Genomic DNA, 21,218 nt, shown 5'->3' with positions numbered 1-21,218 from the left:
ATTTTTTGTTGCTATAATTATAATGTTTTCAGTTGGAAGCATTATCGGGCTTTCATACTTTCAAATGGAAGACATATTGAATAGCCAATTAGAGACCAGACTATTTAATATAGCTTATTACACGGCAGAAGATAAGCAGGTAAAGGATGCATTGGCAGAAAATAATAATCAAGAGTTAAATTTAAATGAACATATTGAAAAAATCAGGGTAAAAACAAATGTTGATTTTATTGTTGTATTTGATATGAATGGAATAAGGCTTACTCATCCTAATGAAGAGAACATAGGCAAGAAATTTCGAGGAGGGGATGAGATAAGAGTATTAACAACGGGAGAAGAATATATTTCAAAAGCTGTAGGTACTCTTGGAATTTCAATCAGGGCATTTTCACCTATTTTTCAAGATGGACAACAGATTGGTGCAGTAAGTGTAGGAAGTACAGTTAATGAAATTAATAAAGAAAAAAATGAAAAAATGGGGCAGTTCATACCATTTGTAATAATTGGTTTTTTATTAGGTATGTACTGTGCTTTTGTTTTATCAACGATTATTAAGGATGAAATCTTAGGCTTAGAACCAAAAGAAATTACTTTGATGTTTAAAGAAAAGAATGCAATACTTGAAAATGTTAAAGAAGGAATAATAACTTTAAATGAAAAAGGAAATCTTATTCAATATAACAAAGAAGCAGCAAGGATATTAAGATTGACAGACATGGATATAAATAGAAATATAAATGAATTTTTTCTTGAAAATGATGTTTTTGAATTATTGGGGACAGACAAATTAACAGAGAACTTGGAAGTTAAAATAAGACCTGGAGTTACTATCTTATGTAAATATAATGTTTTGAAAAATGATAAGAATCAGGTTATAGGGCAGGTAGTTAATTTTAGAGACTTGACAGAAATTAAAAAAATGGCGGAAGAGCTTACAGGAATTAAAAAAATGGCTTGGTCTCTAAGGGCACAGAATCATGAATTTATGAATAAGTTACATACAATATCAGGCTTGATTCAATTGGAAGAATATGGCGAAGCAATAAAATATATATCTAAAACTGCAAAAAGGAATGAAGTAACTGAAGTTACTACAAGCAAAATTAAAAATGCTTCCATAGAGGCATTGCTTTTAGCAAAGTATTATAAAGCTGAAGAATTAAGAATAAAATTAGAAATTGACAATCAATCGATTTTAAATAAATTACCGGAACTATTAAGTGAGGAAGACTTGGGTTCTTTACTCGGAAATTTGATTGAAAATTCTTTTGATGCTGTAAATGTAGATGGTACAGGAAAAGTGTTTGTTAAATTATCTGAAAATGATGAGAACTTAATTATTGAAATAAAGGATAATGGCCCAGGTATACCTGTTGAAATAAGGGAAAAAATATATGAACCCAGATTTACTACAAAATTAGGCCAAAGGGGATATGGGATGAGTATTGTTAAGAGTATTGTGGACAATGCTAATGGAGAAATTATTTTATCTGTAGATAATGGAACTTCATGGTATATAAAAATACCTATGCAAGGCGGTGAAAATATATGATTCAGGTTATGATAGTTGAAGATGATCCCATGGTTAGAGATATAAATTCTAAATTTTTAAAAAAACTGCCTGAATTTCATCTGGCGAAAGCTGTTGCTAGTCTTACGGAAGCTCAAGAATTTACAAACAAAAATAAAGTGGATTTAATATTATTGGATATTTATTTGCCGAAGGAAAATGGAATTGATTTTCTGAAGCTGCTTAGAAAAGAAGAAATGAAAATTGATGTAATTCTTATAACAGCAGATAAAACAAGTATCATGATACAAGAAGCATTTCGCTACGGAGCAGTAGACTATTTAATCAAACCATTTACATTTGAAAGATTTAAGGAAGCTTTGACAAATTATATAGAAAGATACCACAGTTTCAATAACTCTGATACTATTGAACAGAATGAGCTTGATAAATATATTTCAAAAAATGGAGCGTTTGAAGAAGAAAATTGTGGTGCTGAAAGTGAATTTGTAAAAGGTATCAATAAATATACTTACAAACTAATATGGCAGGAAATTGAAAAATCCGAGAACGAATATAAAACTGCAGAAGAGGTTTCAGAAATATCCGGAGTTGCAAGGGTTACAGTAAGAAGATATCTTGAACATATGGAGAAGGAAGGAAAAGTTAAAAAATTAATCGAATACAGAAAAATAGGAAGACCACAGCATAAATATAAAATTATAACTAAATAGAAAAATTCATCAAAGTTAAAAGTCTTAATAAATGATTACAATCATTATTGAGGCTTTTTTGTATGCATAATATTGTTAAAAAAAGAGCAAAATAAATTTAAAGAGTAAAACTATTTTAAAATAACAAAATATATACTGTTTAATGTTGAAATGATAATATAAAAATACAAAATTAATATTAGAGAGCGAGGAAAACGATTTGAATTATTTCGAAGAAAGTTTAAAACTTCATGAAAAACACAAAGGTAAAATAGAAGTTGTATCCAAGATAAAAGTTGAAACTAGGGATGACTTAAGTTTAGCATATACTCCGGGAGTTGCTGAACCTTGCATGAAAATTCATGATGACGAGGAAAATGTATATAAATATACATCTAAAGGCAATATTGTTGCAGTAGTAACTGATGGAACTGCTGTATTAGGGTTAGGAGATATAGGTCCAAAGGCTGCACTTCCTGTAATGGAAGGAAAGTCAATTTTATTTAAAGAGTTTGCTAATGTTGATGCTTTTCCAATATGCCTGGATACTAAAAATGTTGATGAAATAGTTAATATAGTAAAAATGATTTCTCCGGGTATTGGCGGGATAAATCTTGAAGATATTGGAGCACCAAGATGCTTTGAAATTGAGGAAAAGTTGAAAAAAATATTAGATATTCCTGTATTTCATGATGACCAACATGGAACAGCAATAGTAGTTCTTGCAGGTTTAATTAATGCTTTAAAAATTGTAAATAAAAAAATTTAAGATTTAAAAATAGTAATAAATGGAGCAGGTGCAGCTGGAACAGCTATTTCAAACTTATTGATAGCTGCGGGAGCAAAAAATATAATAGTTTGCGACAGAACAGGTGCTATATATAAAGACAGGGAAAAAATGAACGATGCAAAATTATTGCTTGCACAAACAACAAATCTTGAAAGTATTAAAGGAAATCTTGCTGATGTGCTTGTAGAAGCAGATGTATTCATTGGTGTTTCATCAGCTGATGCATTAAAACCTGAAATGGTTCGCACAATGAATAAAGATTCCATTATACTTGCAATGGCAAATCCTACTCCGGAAATTATGCCTGATTTAGCTAAACAAGCAGGTGCAAGAGTAATTGGAACTGGTCGTTCTGACTTTCCAAATCAAATTAACAATGTTCTGGTATTCCCTGGCGTATTCAGAGGAGCTTTAGATGTCAGAGCCAGTGAGATAAACGTAGAAATGAAACTTGCAGCTGCTTATGCTATTGCAGGTTATATTGATGAAAAAGATTTAAATGAAGATAATATAATTCCAAGTGCATTGGATAAGGGTGTTGCAAAAGTTGTAGCTAAAGCTATTGCAGAAGCAGCAAAAAAATCAGGTGTGGCTAGAATATAAATTTAGTTATTAAAATACAAATTAAATTTTATATAAAAATTCCTAGGAGGAAAATTATGAAAGACTACAAAATAATGGGAATAAACCTTCCGATTTATTTCACATTGCTCGTTATACTTTTAATTGCAATTATTTTTGATGTACTGCCTGGAGGCATGATTGGAGCTTTTGTATTTATGATGCTTATTGGATCTCTTCTTGATGTAATAGGTAATAATACACCTATTGTCAAGACATTCTTTGGAGGAGGACCAATTGTCATAATATTCGGTTCAGCTGCACTGGTATATTTCAGCATACTTCCTGAATCTGTTACTGATACTGTAACAACATTCATGAAGGGTGGCGGGTTCCTTGATTTTTATATTGCTGCACTTATAACAGGTTCAATACTTGGAATGAGCAGAAAACTTCTTGTAAAGGCTGCTGTAAGATACTTTCCAACTATTATTGGAGGAGTAGCAGTGTCTCTTGTTTTTGTTTCATTAGGAGGTATGCTCTTTGGTCAATCTCCGGCAGAATCTATGGCGTATATCGGTATTCCTATAATGGGAGGCGGTATGGGTGCGGGAGCTGTCCCTATAGCAGAAGTATTCTCAAAAGGACTTGGTGTTCCTTCAGAAACTATACTATCAAAACTTGTTCCTGCTGTAGCACTAGGAAATGCAATGGCAATTGTTTTCGGAGGACTGTTAGACAAACTTGGTAAAGTAAGACCAGAACTTAGCGGAAATGGTAAGCTTATGGAAATCGGAGAAGATGATCTTATAGAAAAAGTAAATAATGACGAACCCCTTTCTATTGCAGACTATAGTATTGGTATAGCAATAGCATGTACTTTCTTCGCTTTCGGCAATATTGTGGGCTATGTACTTGACACATATGCAGGACTTGATATCCATCCTTATGCATGGATGATTATCTCTGTTGGATTAGCAAAAGCTTTCAATTTATTACCTAGCAAATTTGAAAAAGCTTGTGCTAACTGGTATAAATTTGTAGCTACAAATTGGACATCTGCGCTTCTAGTGGGCATTGGTATAGCATATACAGATTTAGGTCAGGTTATCGCAGCGTTCTCACCAACTTTCTTGGTTCTTGTATTCCTAGTAGTATTAGGCGCTGTAGTTGGTACAGCAGTTGTTGGAAAAATGGTTGGCTTCTATCCTATTGAAGCTGCTATTACTGCAGGCTTATGTATGGCTAACATGGGCGGAACTGGAGACGTTGCAGTTTTAACTGCTGCACATAGAATGGAGCTTATGCCTTTTGCTCAAATTTCATCAAGATTAGGTGGGGCATTCATTATCCTCCTTGCAACATTCCTTGTACCGATTATATTTGGATAAAATAACTACAATAAGCTCACCTTCTTGAGGTGGGCTTTGTTGTATTATGTGACTTCTGGATTTCCTGCTACAATGGGGACTGTCCCCATTGCACCAAAGAACAAACGAACTAGAAAAGGATGGTACAATTCATAAATGGAAATAAAAAAGAAAGCAGTAGCTGGAACGTTAGAGTCCAGTGATATATATGTTCAGGTAGAGCCAAATGAAAACGGCATAGAACTTGAACTTGAGTCGGTTGTGTATAACCAGTTTGGTGAAGAAATCGAAAAAACAGTCAGAGAAGTATTGAATGACTTCGACGTAAAAAATGTAAAAATACAATTAAAAGACAGAGGGGCTGTAGAATGTGCAATTCGTGCAAGGGTAGAAACAGCCTTAAAAAGAGCAGAAGGGATGAATAACTGATGAGAAGAAGTATGCTATTTATGCCAGGAAACAATGCAGGAATGTTATTAAATGCAGATGCGCTTGGAGCTGACAGCATTATTTTAGATTTAGAAGATGCAGTTTCCCCTAAAGAAAAAGATTCTGCCCGCATACTTGTAAGAAATGCATTGAAATTTCTTAATTATAGGAATTGTGAAGTTATCATAAGAATTAATTCAATAGATACAGAATTTTGGAAACATGATTTAAATGAAATCATACCTATGAAGCCGGACATGATTATGGTGCCAAAGGTAAATTGTGCAAAAGATGTTCAAATAGTTGCTGATTATATACAGTCTGTTGAAAAAATGCATAACATAGAAAAACCTACAGCAATCATGCCGCTTATTGAAACTGCTATGGGAGTTGAAAATGCTTTTGAAATAGCTAAGTCTTGTGAAAGAGTGAAAGCAATTTTCTTAGGCGGAGAAGATTTAACTGCAGATTTGCGTTGCAAGCGCACTAAAAAAGGTGACGAAATATTTTACAGCCGAGGAAGAATGGTTGTTGCAGCAAGAGCAGCAAATATTGCTGTTTATGATACACCGTTCACTGATGTAAAAGATGAAGCAGGATTAAAATTAGATTCTGAATTTGCCAAGGGCCTTGGTTTTACAGGAAAAGCTGTAATTTCTCCAAGACACGTTATGTCTGTGAATGAAGTGTTCAGCCCTTCAAAAGAAGAAATAGAATATGCATATGAAGTCATGGAAATAATAAAAGTTGCAAAAGAGCAGGGCAAGGGTGCAATTTCTTTGAGGGGAAAGATGATTGATGCGCCTATAGTTGAAAGAGCAAGACAAACTATAGAAATGTCTGAAGCAATGGGGGGTGAATTTTATGGGTAAGGTTGTTAATTCCTTAAATGAAGTTATAAAACTTTGTGGGTTAAAAGACGGAATGAGAATTTCTTTCCATCACCACTTGAGAAACGGTGACCATGTTATAAACATGGTAATGGAGGAAATTGCAAATGCAGGATATAGAGATATCACTGTAAATGCTAGTTCGGTTTTTGATATACATGCTCCATTAATACAACATATAAAAAATAAAGTGGTAACAGGTCTTGAAGTTAATTATATGGGGGCTGTGATAGGAAGAGAAATTTCATCAGGAATAATGGATAAACCTGTAACATTCAGAAGTCACGGGGGACGCCCAAGTGATATTGAAACCGGAAAAACTCCAATTGACATTGCTTTTATAGCAGCACCAACATCGGATAATATGGGAAATTGTTCGGGAAAATACGGCAAATCAGCTTGCGGTTCATTAGGATATACATTTGCAGATGCAATGAATGCAAAAAAGGTAGTAGTAATTACTGACAACTTAGTTGAATACCCTCTGTATGATTTTTCTATTTCAGAAACTTATGTTGACTATATAGTTAGTGTTGATAAAATTGGTAATCCCACAGGAATTGTATCAGGAACTACAAAAATTACAAAAGATCCGGTAGGATTAATGATGGCATCTTATGCAACAAAAGTTATCCAGCATTCCGGATTATTAAAAGATGGATTTTCTTTTCAAACAGGTGCCGGCGGTGCATCTCTTGCTGTTGCAAAATATTTGAAAGATTTAATGTTAGCAGAAAAAATTCAAGGAAGTTTTGGAATGGGCGGCATTACCAGCTACTTGGTTGATATGCTGGAAACTGGTTGCTTTAAAGCCCTCATGGATGTACAATGTTTTGATTTAAGAGCAGTGCAATCCATCAGAGAAAATCCAAAGCACAGAGAAGTGACTGCATCTCAATATGCAAGTCCTACATCAAAGAGCGCCATAGTTGATAATTTAGACGTGGTTATATTAGGAGCAACTCAAATTGACACAAATTTCAATGTAAATGTGCATACAGATTCAAACGGATATATTATGGGGGGTTCCGGAGGACACAGCGATACTGCTGCAGGAGCTAAACTTACTATGATTGTTGCACCTCTTAGCAGAGCGAGACTTTCAATTGTTGTAGATAAAGTGCTTTGCGTATCTACACCTGGAAATACAGTGGATGTTCTTGTTACTCAAAGAGGAATTGCTGTAAATCCTTTAAGAAATGATTTAAGGGACAAATTGAAAGAGGCCGGACTTCCTGTTGTTGATATACATGAATTAAAAGCATTGGCAGAAAGCATTACCGGAATTCCAAAGAATGTTAAGTTAGGCGATAAAACTGTTGCCAATGTCATTTATCGTGACGGAACATTGCTGGATACAATAAAAAATGTATAGGTAGGGGGACACACCTTAAAGATAGTTAGTCCTTGGAGTCAAGCTTTAAAGGAATGTTCTCGAATTAATTAAATAAAAGGTGAAATTATGGATTGTGAAAGTTTTTATGAAGATTATGGATACCCTATGAAAGGCGTTAAGCTTCAAAAATTGAAAGATTTTTTGTCAGAAGAACAATTATCATATGATGATGGCATTGAATTTACAATTAATTTTTGTGACAGCATGGGTAAAATAGCCGCTACTGGTTCATTGGAAGGAAACGTATTAAAATGCATTGCAGTTTCAGATGTTTATCAAGGGGAAGGGCTTGCGGCGAAAATTGTTACAGCCTTGATTTCTCATGGCATTGAGTGTGGTCATAATCACATGTTTTTATTTACTAAGCCTGATAATATTAATATATTCAGTGATTTGGGTTTTTACTTGATTTCAAAAACAAACAGTGCCGCACTGATGGAAAATTACAAAAATGGGATTTCTGAGTTTGTTAAAACTCTGAAATCCTATGATAATCATGATAACATGATTAATGTGGGTGCAATTGTTTTAAACTGCAATCCATTTACAAATGGTCATCTGTATTTAATTGAGACTGCAGCAAAACAATGCGACTTGCTTCACTTGTTTGTAGTTTCTGAAGATAAAAGTATATTCCCAGCAAATGTAAGATTTAAATTAGTAAAAAGCGGAGTAAAACATTTAAAAAATGTTGTTGTTCATCCCACGTCAGATTACTTGATTTCTTCTGCTACTTTTCCTACTTACTTTATTAAAGATAAATATGCAGCAGGAGATATTAATTGTCAATTGGATTTGACTATTTTTAGTGAATACTTTGCTAAAATATTAAATATTACAAAACGTTTTGTGGGAACTGAACCCTATGACAAAGTAACAGCTTCATACAACCTGCAAATGAAGAAAATTTTGAGTGAACGGGGAATTGATGTTATAGAAATTCAAAGATATCAGGAGAATGGCGTTGCAATTAGTGCTTCAGAAGTGAGAAAGTTATTTGCATGGGGGAATTACGAAAAGCTAAATGAATTAGTTCCTAAAACAACATATGATTTTTTATTATCTGAGGAAGGACAAAGAATTGCCGGACTTATAAGGGAGATAAATAAAAATGCATAGTATAGATTTGCCAGAGATACTTGGCAGCAACCATGTGTCATTGACAGAAATGCTTGATGCCAGAGAAAACAGGGTGTTTGAGCAACAAAAAATACTAACTGCCTATAACCTGCCAGTTATTTCCTTTACACTTAATATACCTGGGTCAATTAAAACATTTCCTCTTGCAGAAAAGTCATTCAAAGAGGGCAGAAATTTAATAATAAGACAGTTAGAAAGGCATAATTGCAACATAGTATATCAAAAAGAAAGAATTGAAAAAACCGGTTATGAATCCTTTTTTGCAGTGGATTTTAATCCTTATTCCTTAAAAAAACTAATGGTTGAAATTGAAAACAGCAATCCGATGGGAAGAACCTTTGATATTGATGTGTTAAAAACTAATGGTGACAAAATATCAAGACAAGATATAAATTGCAAAAATCGCACATGTCTTATATGCCGGGAACAAGCACATGTTTGTGCCAGAAGTAAAAAGCATCCCATAGAAGAAGTGTTGCATGAAACCGTGGAAATAATGTCTGATTATTTTAATCAAAAATTTGCAAATATGTGTTCTAGTTGTGCATGTCGCGCATTATTGTATGAAGTGTGCACAACGCCAAAACCAGGTCTTGTAGACAGGGCTAACAACGGCTCTCATAATGATATGGACATATATACATTTATTGATAGTTCGTCTGTACTTACTCCTTATTTTAGAGACTTTGTTTTAACAGGCATACAGTACTATCAGGATGAACCACAGCAGCTATTTGAAAGAATAAGATATCTTGGCGTGTTAGCTGAAGATGACATGCTGGCTGCCACTGGTAATGTAAATACTCACAAAGGATTAATATTTTCACTGGGTGTTATTTGTGCTGCTACAGGATATTTTTTTGCTAAAGAAATAAAATTAGATATAGACAGCATTTTAGAATTGTGCAAGAAAATGACTTGCGAAGTTATTAAAAATGATTTTAGTGAAGTCAATTTAATAAATTTAAAAACTAATGGAGAAAAATTATTTGCACAATACGGAATTACAGGAATTCGCGGAGAAGTTGCAAGTGGATTTTCATCAATCAGGAATTATGGATTGCCTGTATTAAAATCATTAATAAAACAAGGGTTTTCATTGAATGATGCAGGAGCATTGACTTTATTGAATTTAATTGCAAATGTAAAAGACACTAACATAATTTCAAGGTCAGACATAAAAACCCAGGTACATGTTCAATGTGAAATAAAAACATTAATAGAAACGCAGAAAATTGAAAATGTTCATATGGATGTTTTAAGAGAAATAGACAAACAATTTATTGATTTAAATATTAGTCCGGGGGGATGTGCAGATTTACTTGCTATAACATTTATGCTATACTTTATAGAGAATAAAGTAAATAGTTAATATGGGAGAAGGGGAATATTATGACTGGGTTTATTATAAGAAAATTTATTAAGGATTATGAAAATGTAAAAGATATAAATGTTCGCCAATCTTATGGAACTGTAAGTAGCATAGTAGGAATATTGGTAAATGTACTTTTAAGCTTTAGTAAAATAACAATAGGGGCAATTTTTAACAGTATTTCCGTAATGGCAGATGGTGTAAATAATTTATCTGATGCTGGTTCCTCTATCATTTCTCTCGTAGGATTTAAAATGTCCGGAAAGCCGGCTGACAAAGATCACCCCTTTGGACACGCACGAATAGAATATGTGACAGGACTTGTTTTGGGAATTGTCATACTGCTGGTTGGAATTGAATTAATAAGATCTTCTTTAAATAAGATAATGAATCCTGAAAAAACGATGTATTCTGCCGCTATGATTGTTGTTTTGGTAATTTCAATTGCAGCAAAATTTTGGCTCAGCGGTTTTTATGGGAAAATAGCAAACAAAATTTCATCAGCTACAATAAAAGCTTCATCAATGGATTCTAGAAACGATGTTGTTTCTACATTTGTTGTACTGGTATCAGTTATAATATCTAAAATTTCCGGCTACGAAATAGACGGTTACATGGGTATTGTAGTTGCACTTTTTATTTTATATTCAGGAGTGGATATATTAAAGGATATACTAAACCCTATTTTGGGGGAAATGCCTGAATATGATTTTATTCAATCAATTGAAAATAAAATATTAGGCTATGAAGGAATTATAAACATACATGACCTTGTTGTGCACAATTATGGACCAAACAGATATTTTGCAACAGTGCATGCTGAAGTAGACGCAAAGGAAGATATTTTAAAATTGCATGATTTAATAGATAATATTGAAAGAGATTTTGCAAAAGATTTAGATATAAATTTAGTTATTCATATGGACCCTGTAATTACTGATGATGATGAAATAAACATGCTAAAATGCAAAACCGGAGAAATAATCAAATCGATTGATGAGAAACTTACTATGCATGATTTCAGAGTAGTTAAAGGAGATACTCACACTAATTTAATATTTGATGTTCTAATACCTGTTGATTATGCTGTTCAGTCAAGTGAATTGGTTAGAATAATTGAAAATAAAATTAAAAAAGAAAATGAAACATATTATGCTGTTGTAACAATAGACAAAAATTATGTATCAACATATATGAACAATCCATACAGGAAATAATTAATTTATATTATTGACAACAAAAAAATCTGTAATATACTGATTGTTATTGACGTAATTTAATTTGGGAGGGAAATATGAGTATATTTGAAATATTGATGCTTCTTTGTTTTGGAGCTGCATGGCCTTTTTCTATTTACAAATCGTACAAATCAAAGTCAGTTGCCGGTAAAAGCCCGTATTTTTTAGTAATATTAATATTAGGTTATATATTCGGAATATTAAATAAAATATTTTACAACTTGGATTTTGTAGTATATTTATATGGTCTTAATTTAATAATGGTATCAGTTGATTTAACTCTATATTTTAAAAATTCAAAACCAATAAAATCAGAACAAAAATAAAAAGGATTCGAGTCGTTTAGACCAAAATCCTTTTTTAGCTTATTTATCTTTTTCCGCTACATCCTAGCACATCTCTCATTTTGTGAGCAACCATATCTTTAATTGCAGTTCTTCCAGGTCCTAAGTACTTTCTAGGATCAAATTCAGAAGGATTTTCTACAAATATTTGTCTTATGCATGCCGTCATTGCAAGTCTTAAGTCTGTGTCTATGTTAATTTTGCAAACTCCCATTTGAGAAGCACGCCTAAGCATTTCTTCAGGTACTCCCGCTGCTCCTGGTATTTCTCCGCCATATTTGTTGCAAAGTTCTACAAACTCTTTTGGAACTGATGATGAGCCATGAAGAACCAATGGGTAATTAGGCAGCAAATCACATATAGTCTGAAGTCTTTCGAAATCAAGGCTCGGGTCTCCCTTGAACTTATAAGCTCCGTGGCTTGTTCCTATAGCAATTGCTAATGAGTCAACTCCTGTTCTTTGAACAAATTCCAAAGCTTGATTTGGGTCAGTATATGTAGCATCTTTTGTGTTTACTTTTACGGCATCTTCAACACCGGCTAATTTACCAAGTTCGGCTTCTACTACAACACCTTTTAAGTGTGCATAATCCACCACTTTTTTAGTAAGAGCGATATTTTCTTCAAATGGCAATTTAGATCCGTCAATCATAACAGATGTAAAGCCATCATCAACGCATTGTTTACATATTTCAAAACTATCCCCATGGTCCAAATGAAGACATATATCAACTCCTGTGTCTTCGATTGCAGCTTCTACTAATTTTCTTAAATAAATTGGATTTGCATATTTCCTTGCTCCTGCAGAAACTTGTAAAATTAATGGTGAATTTTCCTGCTTAGCAGCATCCACAATACCTTGGATAATTTCCATATTGTTTACATTGAAAGCGCCTACAGCATAATTACCTTCATATGCTTTTTTAAACATTTCTTTTGATGTAACTAAAGCCATTTTATTTCCTCCTATTATATTAAATAATTATATGTGTTATACTAATGATACATAAATTATACTATATTAACATATAAAAAACATCAATTATTTTGTAAAATTAATTAAAATATTGGAAATAAAATCTACTTAATTACCTAAAATAAGAAATAATAAGCAAATTAAAGCAATTGAAAGATTTAGTGTCAATTAGCCTTATATTTTGATTAAATAAGCGAAAATTATATAAAATGATACTTGAAAACAGGGCGACAATTGAGTATTATATAAACATTAAGTGTTAGCACTCTAAGACGCTGAGTGCTAACAATAAACTGGATAAATAATTACATTAAATAAAATGGGAGGATTCAATTATGTCAGTAAAACCATTAGGCGAAAGAGTAGTAATCAAAATGGTGGAAGCAGAAGAAAAAACTAAAAGCGGCATTGTTTTGCCGGGTTCTGCAAAAGAAAAACCACAAGTAGCAGAAGTTCTTGCAGTTGGTGCGGGTATTACATCTGATGAAAAGAAAAAAGATGAAATTAAAGTTGGGGATAAAGTTATTTTTTCTAAATTTGCAGGAACAGAAGTTAAAGTTGATGGAGAAGAATTAATTATTATTAAATTAGCCGATGTTTTAGCAGTTATTGAATAAAAAAATAAGAGAGGTATAGAAAATGGCAAAAATAATTAAATTTGACGAAGATGCACGCCGCGCAATGGAAAAAGGCGTTAATGCATTAGCAGATACAGTTAAAGTTACATTAGGACCAAAGGGAAGAAATGTAGTATTGCAAAAATCATTTGGATCACCTGTTATTACAAATGACGGTGTTACAATAGCAAGAGAAATTGAATTGTCAGATCCATTTGAAAATATGGGAGCTCAATTAGTAAAAGAAGTTGCAACAAAAACAAATGATGTAGCAGGTGACGGAACTACTACAGCAACATTGTTAGCTCAAGCTATAATCAGAGAAGGATTAAAGAATGTAGCAGCCGGCGCAAATCCAATGATACTTAGAAGAGGTATTCAAGCAGCAGTTGAAGCAGCAGTTGAAGAGTTGAAAAATACAACTAAAAAAGTTGAAACCTCAGAAGAAATTGCTCAAATTGCATCCATATCAGCCGGAGATGAAGAAATAGGAAAATTAATATCAGAAGCTATGGACAAAGTTGGCAAAGACGGCGTTATAACTGTAGAAGAATCAAAGACTATGGGAACTGAACTTACAGTTGTTGAAGGAATGCAGTTTGACAGAGGATACTTATCAGCATACATGGTAACTAATACAGAAAAAATGGAAGCTGTTTTAGACAATCCATATATTTTAATTACAGACAAGAAAATTTCAAATATTCAAGAAGTTCTTCCTATATTAGAACAAATAGTTCAGACAGGCAGATCTCTTGTGATTGTAGCAGAAGATGTAGATGGTGAAGCATTAGCCACTTTAGTTGTTAACAAATTGAGAGGAACATTTAACTGTGTTGCAGTAAAAGCTCCTGGATTTGGCGACAGAAGAAAAGAAATGTTAAGAGACATAGCTATTTTAACAGGTGGTCAAGTTGTATCTGAAGAATTAGGATATGATTTAAAAGATACAACTATTGAAATGCTTGGAAATGCAGCAACAGTTAAAATAGATAAAGAAAATACAATAATTGTTCACGGTGCTGGTTCTTCTGAAGAAATAGCAGAAAGAGCAAAACAAATCAAAGCGCAATATGAAGAATCAACTTCTGAATTTGATAAAGAAAAATTGCAGGAAAGACTTGCAAAATTAACAGGCGGAGTAGCAGTTATAAATGTTGGAGCAGCTACTGAAACTGAAATGAAAGAAAAGAAATTAAGAATTGAAGATGCTTTGAATGCAACAAGAGCTGCAGTTGAAGAAGGTTTAGTATCAGGCGGCGGAGTTGCTCTTTTAGCTACATCAGGAGTTGTTGCTAAAGTTGCAGCAGGTTTAATCGGAGATGCAAAGACCGGTGCTAAAATAATTGAAAAAGCATTGGAAGAACCTATAAGACAAATAGCTATTAATGCAGGTCTTGAAGGAAGCGTAATAGTAGAAAAAATTAAAAACAGCAATAAGGGAATAGGCTTTGATGCTTTAAATGAAACATATGTAAATATGATTGAAGCTGGTATAGTTGACCCTACAAAAGTAACAAGATCAGCTCTTCAAAATGCAGCGAGCGTAGCTTCAATGCTTTTAACAACAGAAGCAGCTGTAGCTGACGAACCAAAAAAAGATGAACCTTCAATGCCTCCAATGGGCGGCGGAATGCCAGGAATGATGTAAAAATATATTTATAAAATAAAGTCAGCAGATAATTCTGTTGGCTTTTTGTTTTTTGTATTTAATTCCAAATTCTCCTTGTTATATTTATATTTATTTGTTACAATTTTGTAAATAGAAAAATACAAAGGAGCAGCTTCATAAATGGCAAAAGTTATTTCAATATCAAATCAAAAGGGCGGAGTAGGAAAAACTACTACGACGGGAGCCATAGCAGCAGGATTTAAGTTAAAAGGTTATAAAGTTTTATGCGTTGATTTAGATCCTCAATCTAATTTAAGTTTCAGTTCTGGCGCTGAAACTGAAGATTGTCCCACAATTTATGAAATATTGAAAGGAGAAGCAAAAATTACTTTTTCAATACAAAAAGTACCTTCTTTTGATATTATTTCATCCAACATATTGCTGAGTGGAATAGAGTTGGAATTCACGCAGACAGGCAGAGAATTTCTACTAAAAGAAGTATTAAATGCAGTTAAGGATAAATATGATTATATCTTTATAGATACACCTCCTGCACTTAGCATTTTAACAGTTAATGCATTTACAGCGTCTGACTATATTATTATTCCAATGATTGCGGATATTTTTAGTTTACAGGGAATTGCTCAACTCTCAGAAACTATTGAACGTGTAAGAAAATACTGCAATGCAAATTTAAAAATTGAAGGAATTGTACTTACAAAGTATAGTAAAAGAACAATTCTAAGCAAAGAAATAAAGAGTACAGCTGAGTTAATTGCAGAACAACTAAACACTTGCATTTTTAATACTACAATAAGATCTAGTGTTGCTATAATGGAAGCACAGACAAACCAGCAGGATATATACAAATATTCACCAAAAAATTCAGCTACGGCAGATTATATGGATTTAGTGAATGAGCTTATTGAAAGAGGGATATAGCTGATGGCAAAAATTAAAAAAACATTTGACAGAGAATCAATGTATAAAAAAATAATGCCTTCAAATTTAAAGAAGGATAATGAACAATCCGAAGAAGATGCATCAATAACGTCAAATTCAGATAAAAAACATTTTGCAGAAAATAATATTCAAAGAGAAACATCAATTTTTCAAAATAAGGAATTGAATTTAATAAGAGAAGAAAAAAACGAAGTTATATTATACAATGTTGTTGAGAAACTTGTGCTTAATAAACTTGATGCAACACTTAAAAAAATGAATTGCTGCAGGTGCGATCGATGTAAAGAAGATATTATAGCGATTGCTTTAAATAATTTGAAGCCTATGTATATTGTGGCTACAAAAGAAGAAATAAATCGAAAAATTGAAGAGCTAGGCGAGCTTAGCAGTGAAGTAACCACAGAAGTTATTAAGGCTGTTCTCATCGTAAGAAAAAACCCAAGGCATTAAATATAAGATTTTTTAAAATTGTGCTAAAATTCTATCAAAATGTGACGATATCATAATTTGAAAATTAAAATATGGGGTGATTATATGCAAGATAGAATAAATATTATAAGTGATGAAAATTTGGGCGAAGATACATTAAAAAATAAATATCTCACATTTTATACGGAGAATCAACTGTTTGGAATTCCTATTGCTGATGTTGTTCAAATTGTAGGAATGCAGGATATAACTACAGTCCCTGAATTTCCAAACTATGCAAAAGGTGTTATTAACTTAAGAGGTACAATTATTCCTATAGTAGATGTTAGGCTGAGACTAAAAAAGGAAGAAAAGGAATACGATGAAAGAACATGTATAATTGTAACTAATATTAATGATTCATTTATTGGATTTATTGTTGATTCAGTTGATGAAGTAGCAAAAATATTTGAAGACAATATTTCAAATCCGCCTAAAATGGGTTCGGATTATATTAATACATACATCACGGGTATAGCTAAATTGGATAATAAAATTGTCTTATTAATAAATCTAAAAAAAATGCTAAGCGAAAAGGAAATAGAACTTATAACTAAATTGGATTAAATTAAATTAAATTAAATTAAATGACATATAAATGTTAAAATTTGAATTGAGATCCGAAAAGAGTGAAAGTTTAATTTAGAAGGAGAAATGTATGTATAATGAGGATGTAATGGAACAGTTAGAAGAAATTGAATTTCCATGGCTTGTATTTAAAATAAAAGACAACTTGTATACTGTTAACAGTAGAATAATAACATCAATAGTAATGTTGTCAGAAAACGTAACAAAAATTCCGAACGTTCCAAATTATATATTGGGATTGATACACTTAAGAGGAAATGTAATTCCATTAGTAGATTTAAGACTTTTGTTTAATATGAAATCATGCAAAGAAGAATGTGATGAAAACGAATTTTCGAAAAATCAAAAAGAAATGGTAATAGTTTTTGAAGAAGATAATTCTTTTATGGGTATTTTAGTTGATGAAGTTTTGTCAGTGGAAAACATAACTCCCTTTGAAGAAACAGAAGAAATTAAGAAAATGTGCAAAGATGGTTATGTAAAAGGTGTGGCCAAAGGTCATAAAAACAATGATGTGCTTTTAATTTTGGATGAGGAAAAAATAATGAATATGGCATAATTAAAAAAAAAAAATATTTTTGTTTTTTTACTTAATTTTTTGATATTTGTGCCGAATATATTATATGGAAATAAAAGACAGGGGTAGTTTATATGAAAATCCAAAATATTAATAATCACATGAGTTATAAGGGCGGCACTAAGCCGGTAAAGATTGAAGAATCTGTAAAATCAAAAAAATACGATGTTGTTGATATTAAAAATAAAACTTTATCTACACATGAAAAACATGACACTAAACTTGACGACATTAAAAAGGATGTTGTTATGCAGATTAATGCTGAAACTGACGTAAATAAAATAAACAAAATAAAAGAAAGTGTCAGAAGTAATACTTATAATATTGATGTGGATGAAATAATTAGTAAACTTTTAAAATAAGAGGATATTATGAAGACATTGTATGAATTGCTTAAAGAGAGTGCTGATTTATATAGAAATTTTTTGGAATTGGAATATAAAAAATACGATGTAGCGATTAAGGATGATGTTGCTGCATTAGATGATATAGTTTCAGAAGAACAAGTTTTCTATTTAAAAATGAGGGGTTTTGAACAAAAAAGAGAAAAAATCATTGAAGAAATGGACATGAAAGGTAAATCTCTCAAAGAAATAATAGGACTAGCTAACGAAGAACAAAGATTAATGCTGATTGAAGCATATGATGAATTATATAAGCTGATTTTAGAAACTAAGAAAATCAGCAATTTGTGCAAGACTGTAATTGAAGTAAGATTGCGCCGCGTTCATAATGCCATGAATCAAATGGGAGGGAAGAATAATACATATTCCGCTGAGGAAAGCAGAAACAATAATTCAAAAAGCCTAATATTTTCCAAAAAAATTTAACAGGAGATACATATGCTTAGATCGACATTTTTAGGATATAAAACAGCTACAAGTGCCTTGACAGTAAGTCAAAATATGATGGATGTTGTCGGGCAAAATATATCAAATGTAAATACACAAGGATACACAAGGCAGCGCCTTGACATAAATTCAGTTTCTTTCAGCACTAACAACCTTAAATTAGGTATCAATGGTGTAATAATAGGACAAGGGGTGGAAGCATCAGGAGTAAGCCAATTTAGAGACTCTTTTCTTGATTTGAGGTATAGAATGGAATCTGCGAAAGTTGGCAGCGAAGATGTTCAATTAGAAGCATTAAGTGACTTGGAAAATGTTTTCGATGAAATAACAACTGATGGACTTGATGCACAATTTTCTGATTTGTTAGAACAGCTGCACTCTTTAACATCATCACCATCCGATCCGGTTCTGGAAGGTGTGGTTAGAACATCGGCTGAAATGCTTACACAATTGTTTAATGATTATTCTGAACAGATAAATACGATTAAAAATCAGCAGTTAAGCTACTTGCAAGACGGGGCAATTGAAAAAATTAATCAACTTGCAGAAAATATTGCAAAACTAAACAAGCAGATCAAAGCAGATAATATAAGCGGAAATCCAGCATTAGAGCTGAATGATGAAAGAAATATGCTTATTGATGAACTTTCAAATTATCTTGACATAGAAGTTGTTATTGAACCACTTGATATTGGTGGAGGAAAAACTATTGATGAATTATCAATTAAGTTAAGAAATATTGACCCAGCTGTTGAACTTGTAAACAGAGACAATCATAATGAATTAAGCATTGGTACCGGAATTGATAATGGCACTATAATAAATATAACAAAACCTAAAGTGGATGCAATAACAGGTGAAATTTTAAAAGATGCAGATGGTAATACAGCATATGAAACTAATTTGACAGATATTACTTCATCTATAAAAGGTGGTCAAGTAGACGGTTATTTAAAATTCTTGAATGGAAGCGGAGAATTTGCAACAACTTCTTACGCTAATAAAGGTGTTGTATACTACCAAAGCATGCTTGATACGTTAGCAAATAAGTTTGCGACTGTTATGAATGAAGTAAATAAAGCACCTGTTTATGCAGATGGGTCCGTAACAACGTGGACTGACAAGCCTCTGTTCGAACCAAGGACTGGAACAGATATTACGGCAGGCAATATTAAAATATCTGACGATTGGGCAAAAGCAACCGGTTCTTACATAACTAACACAACTGTAAATACCGCAGGGGACAGTTCGGGTGCCACAGATAATATACTTAAAATGATATCCAAGTTCCAATCAGGAGAAGGAACTTTTAATTTTACAACATCAGGGGATACGGGAACCCCATTATTTGATGGAACATTCCAGGAGTTCCTAACTTATACAACAACGAGGCTTAATCTTCAAGTAGCTGATGTTCAAACTTCGTATGATACATATTCAGATACTCAGTATCAACTAGATTATGCTAGAAGCAGCATGTCTTCAGTGGATCTGAATGAAGAAGGTGTAAATTTACTGACGTACAGCAAATCTTACAATGCGGCTGCCAGATTAATGACAACATTGGATGAAATGCTGGATACATTAATAAACGAAATGGCAAGATAGGCGGGGAAAATATGAGAATAACAACTAGTATGATGTCTAGCAAATATATTAAAAATTTAAACAAATCTGAAAGTGATATGAATTATCTGAATGAACAAGTATCTACAGGCAGGAAATTTTTTAAAGGTTCAGAAGACCCTGTATCTGCTATAAAAGCATACAAATTAAGGAGAGAATACAGATCTACTGAAATATATGACACTAACATAAGTGATGTTGATTCGTTTCTTACAACAGCAGAGACAAACCTTACAGAGATAAGTGACAACTTGGAAACTGTGTATACCTCATATTTAAAAGGCATTAATGGCACAATGAGTTCAGATGACAGAGAAATAATTGCCAAGGAGCTTGAAAACCTTCAAAATTCCATACTGACATCTCTAAATGCCAAATTTGCAGACAGATATGTTTTTGGAGGAACAAGCAAAGATGAAATTCCATTTACAGTAGATGAAGCGACCGGTGAATTATTTTTTAAGGGAGTTAATGTAAATAGCGGTGATATGACAACATTAAATCAGTTATCTGACGAAGTTATAAATATAGATATTGGTTTGGGCATGACTTTTGATGAGGGTGGGAAATTAAACCAAGATACTGTTTTCAATATGTCTATGTCAGGAATTAATTTCATGGGATATGGATCTTCAATAGACGAAAATGGAGAAAATATACCAAACAATTTATATACATTAGTAGGAAAAATCAAGGATAAATTGAAAAGCTCCGATTTTTCTATAGAAAATATTACACCTTATATAGAAGAGTATGAAGATCAGAAAAAACAGGTTTTAGTCAGCATTACTGACATAGGAGCTAAAACAAATTATTTAGATTTTCTTAAAGTTCGAAATGAAGATAATCAGTTTAATATAAATGAAAAATTAGTAGATGTTGAAGAAATAGACAGTGCTGAAGCTATTATTGATTTCAAAATGCAGGAATATTCGTACAATGCAGCTTTGTCGATGGGAAATAAAATTCTTCAAAACAGTTTCATAGATTTCATGAAGTAATTAAAAGGAGTATTAAAAATGATAGAGCCTCTTATAGAAATAAAAACCATTCCTATGTCCATGGAATTTAAAGTTAATAAAGCTCGTTATGAAATAGTTAATACTAAAGCAACCTTTGAATTAACCAGAGATAAGGGCGGGCTTCAAATGCAGATGAAGCCTGCTAAATTAAATATTGATACTGTT

Annotated in this window: 22 protein-coding genes and 1 pseudogene; 22 read left to right on the top strand and 1 reads right to left on the bottom strand. The window is 32.4% G+C overall.

From position 1 onward, the window contains the following. The 11 genes and pseudogenes from SA378_RS08290 to SA378_RS08240 form a co-directional block, all read left to right on the top strand. Nucleotides 1-1,552 (top strand): sensor histidine kinase (locus SA378_RS08290; RefSeq protein ID WP_318525517.1); only part of this gene is annotated, 1,552 nt, incomplete at its 5' end. Next, nucleotides 1,549-2,244, top strand: coding sequence for a response regulator (locus SA378_RS08285; protein ID WP_318525516.1), 696 nt, complete (start codon nt 1,549-1,551; stop codon nt 2,242-2,244). The genes SA378_RS08290 and SA378_RS08285, both read left to right, overlap by 4 nt. A 199-nt stretch (nt 2,245-2,443) precedes the next feature. Further along, nucleotides 2,444-3,616, top strand: a pseudogene (locus SA378_RS08280) (NADP-dependent malic enzyme). A 56-nt stretch (nt 3,617-3,672) separates the two neighbouring features. Then, complete coding sequence (locus SA378_RS08275) at nt 3,673-4,965, top strand: 2-hydroxycarboxylate transporter family protein (RefSeq protein WP_318525515.1); 1,293 nt, start codon at nt 3,673-3,675, stop codon at nt 4,963-4,965. A gap of 135 nt (nt 4,966-5,100) precedes the next feature. Next, a complete protein-coding gene (citD, locus tag SA378_RS08270; RefSeq protein WP_318525514.1) occupies nt 5,101-5,373 on the top strand; it encodes a citrate lyase acyl carrier protein in 273 nt (90 codons plus the stop codon). Then, the gene (locus SA378_RS08265) at nt 5,373-6,245 is read left to right on the top strand and encodes a CoA ester lyase (RefSeq protein ID WP_318525513.1); all 873 of its coding nucleotides are present in this window, start codon (nt 5,373-5,375) and stop codon (nt 6,243-6,245) included. Before citD ends, SA378_RS08265 begins: the two co-directional genes overlap by 1 nt. Continuing rightward, a complete protein-coding gene (gene citF / locus SA378_RS08260; RefSeq protein ID WP_318525512.1) occupies nt 6,238-7,638 on the top strand; it encodes a citrate lyase subunit alpha in 1,401 nt (466 codons plus the stop codon). Before SA378_RS08265 ends, citF begins: the two co-directional genes overlap by 8 nt. 87 nt (nt 7,639-7,725) lie before the next feature. Next, entirely contained in the window at nt 7,726-8,778 is a 1,053-nt protein-coding gene (citC, locus tag SA378_RS08255; RefSeq protein ID WP_318525511.1) for a [citrate (pro-3S)-lyase] ligase, read from the top strand. After that, nucleotides 8,771-10,171, top strand: a complete 1,401-nt coding sequence (gene citG, locus SA378_RS08250) for a triphosphoribosyl-dephospho-CoA synthase CitG (protein ID WP_318525510.1) — start codon at nt 8,771-8,773, stop codon at nt 10,169-10,171. Before citC ends, citG begins: the two co-directional genes overlap by 8 nt. 20 nt (nt 10,172-10,191) lie before the next feature. Beyond that, a complete protein-coding gene (locus SA378_RS08245; RefSeq protein WP_318525509.1) occupies nt 10,192-11,388 on the top strand; it encodes a cation diffusion facilitator family transporter in 1,197 nt (398 codons plus the stop codon). A gap of 77 nt (nt 11,389-11,465) precedes the next feature. Continuing rightward, on the top strand, nt 11,466-11,735 hold the full coding sequence (locus SA378_RS08240) for a PQ-loop domain-containing transporter (RefSeq protein ID WP_318525508.1): 270 nt from the start codon (nt 11,466-11,468) through the stop codon (nt 11,733-11,735). Between the two features lie 43 nt (nt 11,736-11,778). Here the strand turns inward: SA378_RS08240 and fba are convergent, their stop codons facing one another. Beyond that, nucleotides 11,779-12,708: a class II fructose-1,6-bisphosphate aldolase gene (gene fba / locus SA378_RS08235; protein WP_318525507.1), complete on the bottom strand. Its 930-nt coding sequence runs from the start codon at nt 12,706-12,708 to the stop codon at nt 11,779-11,781. 356 nt (nt 12,709-13,064) lie between these two features. On the opposite strand from fba, the gene groES reads away from it, so the two are divergent. From groES to SA378_RS11665, 11 genes are all read left to right on the top strand, one after another. Beyond that, the gene (groES, locus tag SA378_RS08230; RefSeq protein ID WP_318525506.1) at nt 13,065-13,346 is read left to right on the top strand and encodes a co-chaperone GroES; all 282 of its coding nucleotides are present in this window, start codon (nt 13,065-13,067) and stop codon (nt 13,344-13,346) included. Between the two features lie 22 nt (nt 13,347-13,368). Then, nucleotides 13,369-14,997: a chaperonin GroEL gene (gene groL, locus SA378_RS08225; RefSeq protein ID WP_318525505.1), complete on the top strand. Its 1,629-nt coding sequence runs from the start codon at nt 13,369-13,371 to the stop codon at nt 14,995-14,997. A gap of 141 nt (nt 14,998-15,138) precedes the next feature. Further along, complete coding sequence (locus tag SA378_RS08220; protein WP_318525504.1) at nt 15,139-15,900, top strand: ParA family protein; 762 nt, start codon at nt 15,139-15,141, stop codon at nt 15,898-15,900. Between the two features lie 3 nt (nt 15,901-15,903). Next, the gene (locus SA378_RS08215) at nt 15,904-16,371 is read left to right on the top strand and encodes a late competence development ComFB family protein (RefSeq protein WP_318525503.1); all 468 of its coding nucleotides are present in this window, start codon (nt 15,904-15,906) and stop codon (nt 16,369-16,371) included. Between the two features lie 84 nt (nt 16,372-16,455). Then, a complete protein-coding gene (locus SA378_RS08210) occupies nt 16,456-16,956 on the top strand; it encodes a chemotaxis protein CheW (RefSeq protein ID WP_318525502.1) in 501 nt (166 codons plus the stop codon). Between the two features lie 91 nt (nt 16,957-17,047). Then, nucleotides 17,048-17,536 (top strand): chemotaxis protein CheW, encoded by a 489-nt coding sequence (locus SA378_RS08205; protein WP_318525501.1) that lies wholly within the window; start codon nt 17,048-17,050, stop codon nt 17,534-17,536. Nucleotides 17,537-17,628: 92 nt separating this feature from the next. Beyond that, nucleotides 17,629-17,916 carry a flagellar biosynthesis anti-sigma factor FlgM gene (locus SA378_RS08200; protein WP_318525500.1) on the top strand — a complete coding sequence of 96 codons (288 nt, stop codon included), beginning with the start codon at nt 17,629-17,631 and terminating at the stop codon, nt 17,914-17,916. Nucleotides 17,917-17,925: 9 nt separating this feature from the next. Continuing rightward, nucleotides 17,926-18,384 (top strand): flagellar protein FlgN, encoded by a 459-nt coding sequence (locus tag SA378_RS08195; RefSeq protein ID WP_318525499.1) that lies wholly within the window; start codon nt 17,926-17,928, stop codon nt 18,382-18,384. Nucleotides 18,385-18,396: 12 nt separating this feature from the next. Beyond that, nucleotides 18,397-20,013, top strand: coding sequence for a flagellar hook-associated protein FlgK (gene flgK / locus SA378_RS08190; RefSeq protein WP_318525498.1), 1,617 nt, complete (start codon nt 18,397-18,399; stop codon nt 20,011-20,013). Between the two features lie 11 nt (nt 20,014-20,024). After that, a complete protein-coding gene (flgL, locus tag SA378_RS08185) occupies nt 20,025-21,032 on the top strand; it encodes a flagellar hook-associated protein FlgL (protein ID WP_318525497.1) in 1,008 nt (335 codons plus the stop codon). An 18-nt stretch (nt 21,033-21,050) separates the two neighbouring features. After that, nucleotides 21,051-21,218 (top strand): DUF6470 family protein (locus tag SA378_RS11665; RefSeq protein ID WP_412178686.1); only part of this gene is annotated, 168 nt, incomplete at its 3' end.

Origin of the sequence: Sedimentibacter sp. (genome assembly GCF_033447055.1) — a bacterium.
GTDB lineage: Bacteria > Bacillota > Clostridia > Tissierellales > Sedimentibacteraceae > Sedimentibacter.
Note: the sequence above shows the minus strand (reverse complement) of the source record. Positions and strands in the feature narration are given on the sequence as shown.

What these genes read in the sequence shown, in the direction of transcription:
- flgK (WP_318525498.1), top strand. Translation starts at nt 18,397, where the DNA reads ATGCTTAGATCGACATTTTTAGGATATAAAACAGCTACAAGTGCCTTG.
- fba (WP_318525507.1), bottom strand. Translation starts at nt 12,708, where the DNA reads ATGGCTTTAGTTACATCAAAAGAAATGTTTAAAAAAGCATATGAAGGT.
- SA378_RS08200 (WP_318525500.1), top strand. Translation starts at nt 17,629, where the DNA reads ATGAAAATCCAAAATATTAATAATCACATGAGTTATAAGGGCGGCACT.
- citD (WP_318525514.1), top strand. Translation starts at nt 5,101, where the DNA reads ATGGAAATAAAAAAGAAAGCAGTAGCTGGAACGTTAGAGTCCAGTGAT.
- SA378_RS08285 (WP_318525516.1), top strand. Translation starts at nt 1,549, where the DNA reads ATGATTCAGGTTATGATAGTTGAAGATGATCCCATGGTTAGAGATATA.
- SA378_RS08210 (WP_318525502.1), top strand. Translation starts at nt 16,456, where the DNA reads ATGCAAGATAGAATAAATATTATAAGTGATGAAAATTTGGGCGAAGAT.
- SA378_RS08205 (WP_318525501.1), top strand. Translation starts at nt 17,048, where the DNA reads ATGTATAATGAGGATGTAATGGAACAGTTAGAAGAAATTGAATTTCCA.
- SA378_RS08275 (WP_318525515.1), top strand. Translation starts at nt 3,673, where the DNA reads ATGAAAGACTACAAAATAATGGGAATAAACCTTCCGATTTATTTCACA.
- SA378_RS08265 (WP_318525513.1), top strand. Translation starts at nt 5,373, where the DNA reads ATGAGAAGAAGTATGCTATTTATGCCAGGAAACAATGCAGGAATGTTA.
- citG (WP_318525510.1), top strand. Translation starts at nt 8,771, where the DNA reads ATGCATAGTATAGATTTGCCAGAGATACTTGGCAGCAACCATGTGTCA.
- SA378_RS08195 (WP_318525499.1), top strand. Translation starts at nt 17,926, where the DNA reads ATGAAGACATTGTATGAATTGCTTAAAGAGAGTGCTGATTTATATAGA.
- citF (WP_318525512.1), top strand. Translation starts at nt 6,238, where the DNA reads ATGGGTAAGGTTGTTAATTCCTTAAATGAAGTTATAAAACTTTGTGGG.
- SA378_RS08245 (WP_318525509.1), top strand. Translation starts at nt 10,192, where the DNA reads ATGACTGGGTTTATTATAAGAAAATTTATTAAGGATTATGAAAATGTA.
- groL (WP_318525505.1), top strand. Translation starts at nt 13,369, where the DNA reads ATGGCAAAAATAATTAAATTTGACGAAGATGCACGCCGCGCAATGGAA.
- SA378_RS08220 (WP_318525504.1), top strand. Translation starts at nt 15,139, where the DNA reads ATGGCAAAAGTTATTTCAATATCAAATCAAAAGGGCGGAGTAGGAAAA.
- flgL (WP_318525497.1), top strand. Translation starts at nt 20,025, where the DNA reads ATGAGAATAACAACTAGTATGATGTCTAGCAAATATATTAAAAATTTA.
- citC (WP_318525511.1), top strand. Translation starts at nt 7,726, where the DNA reads ATGGATTGTGAAAGTTTTTATGAAGATTATGGATACCCTATGAAAGGC.
- SA378_RS08215 (WP_318525503.1), top strand. Translation starts at nt 15,904, where the DNA reads ATGGCAAAAATTAAAAAAACATTTGACAGAGAATCAATGTATAAAAAA.
- SA378_RS08240 (WP_318525508.1), top strand. Translation starts at nt 11,466, where the DNA reads ATGAGTATATTTGAAATATTGATGCTTCTTTGTTTTGGAGCTGCATGG.
- groES (WP_318525506.1), top strand. Translation starts at nt 13,065, where the DNA reads ATGTCAGTAAAACCATTAGGCGAAAGAGTAGTAATCAAAATGGTGGAA.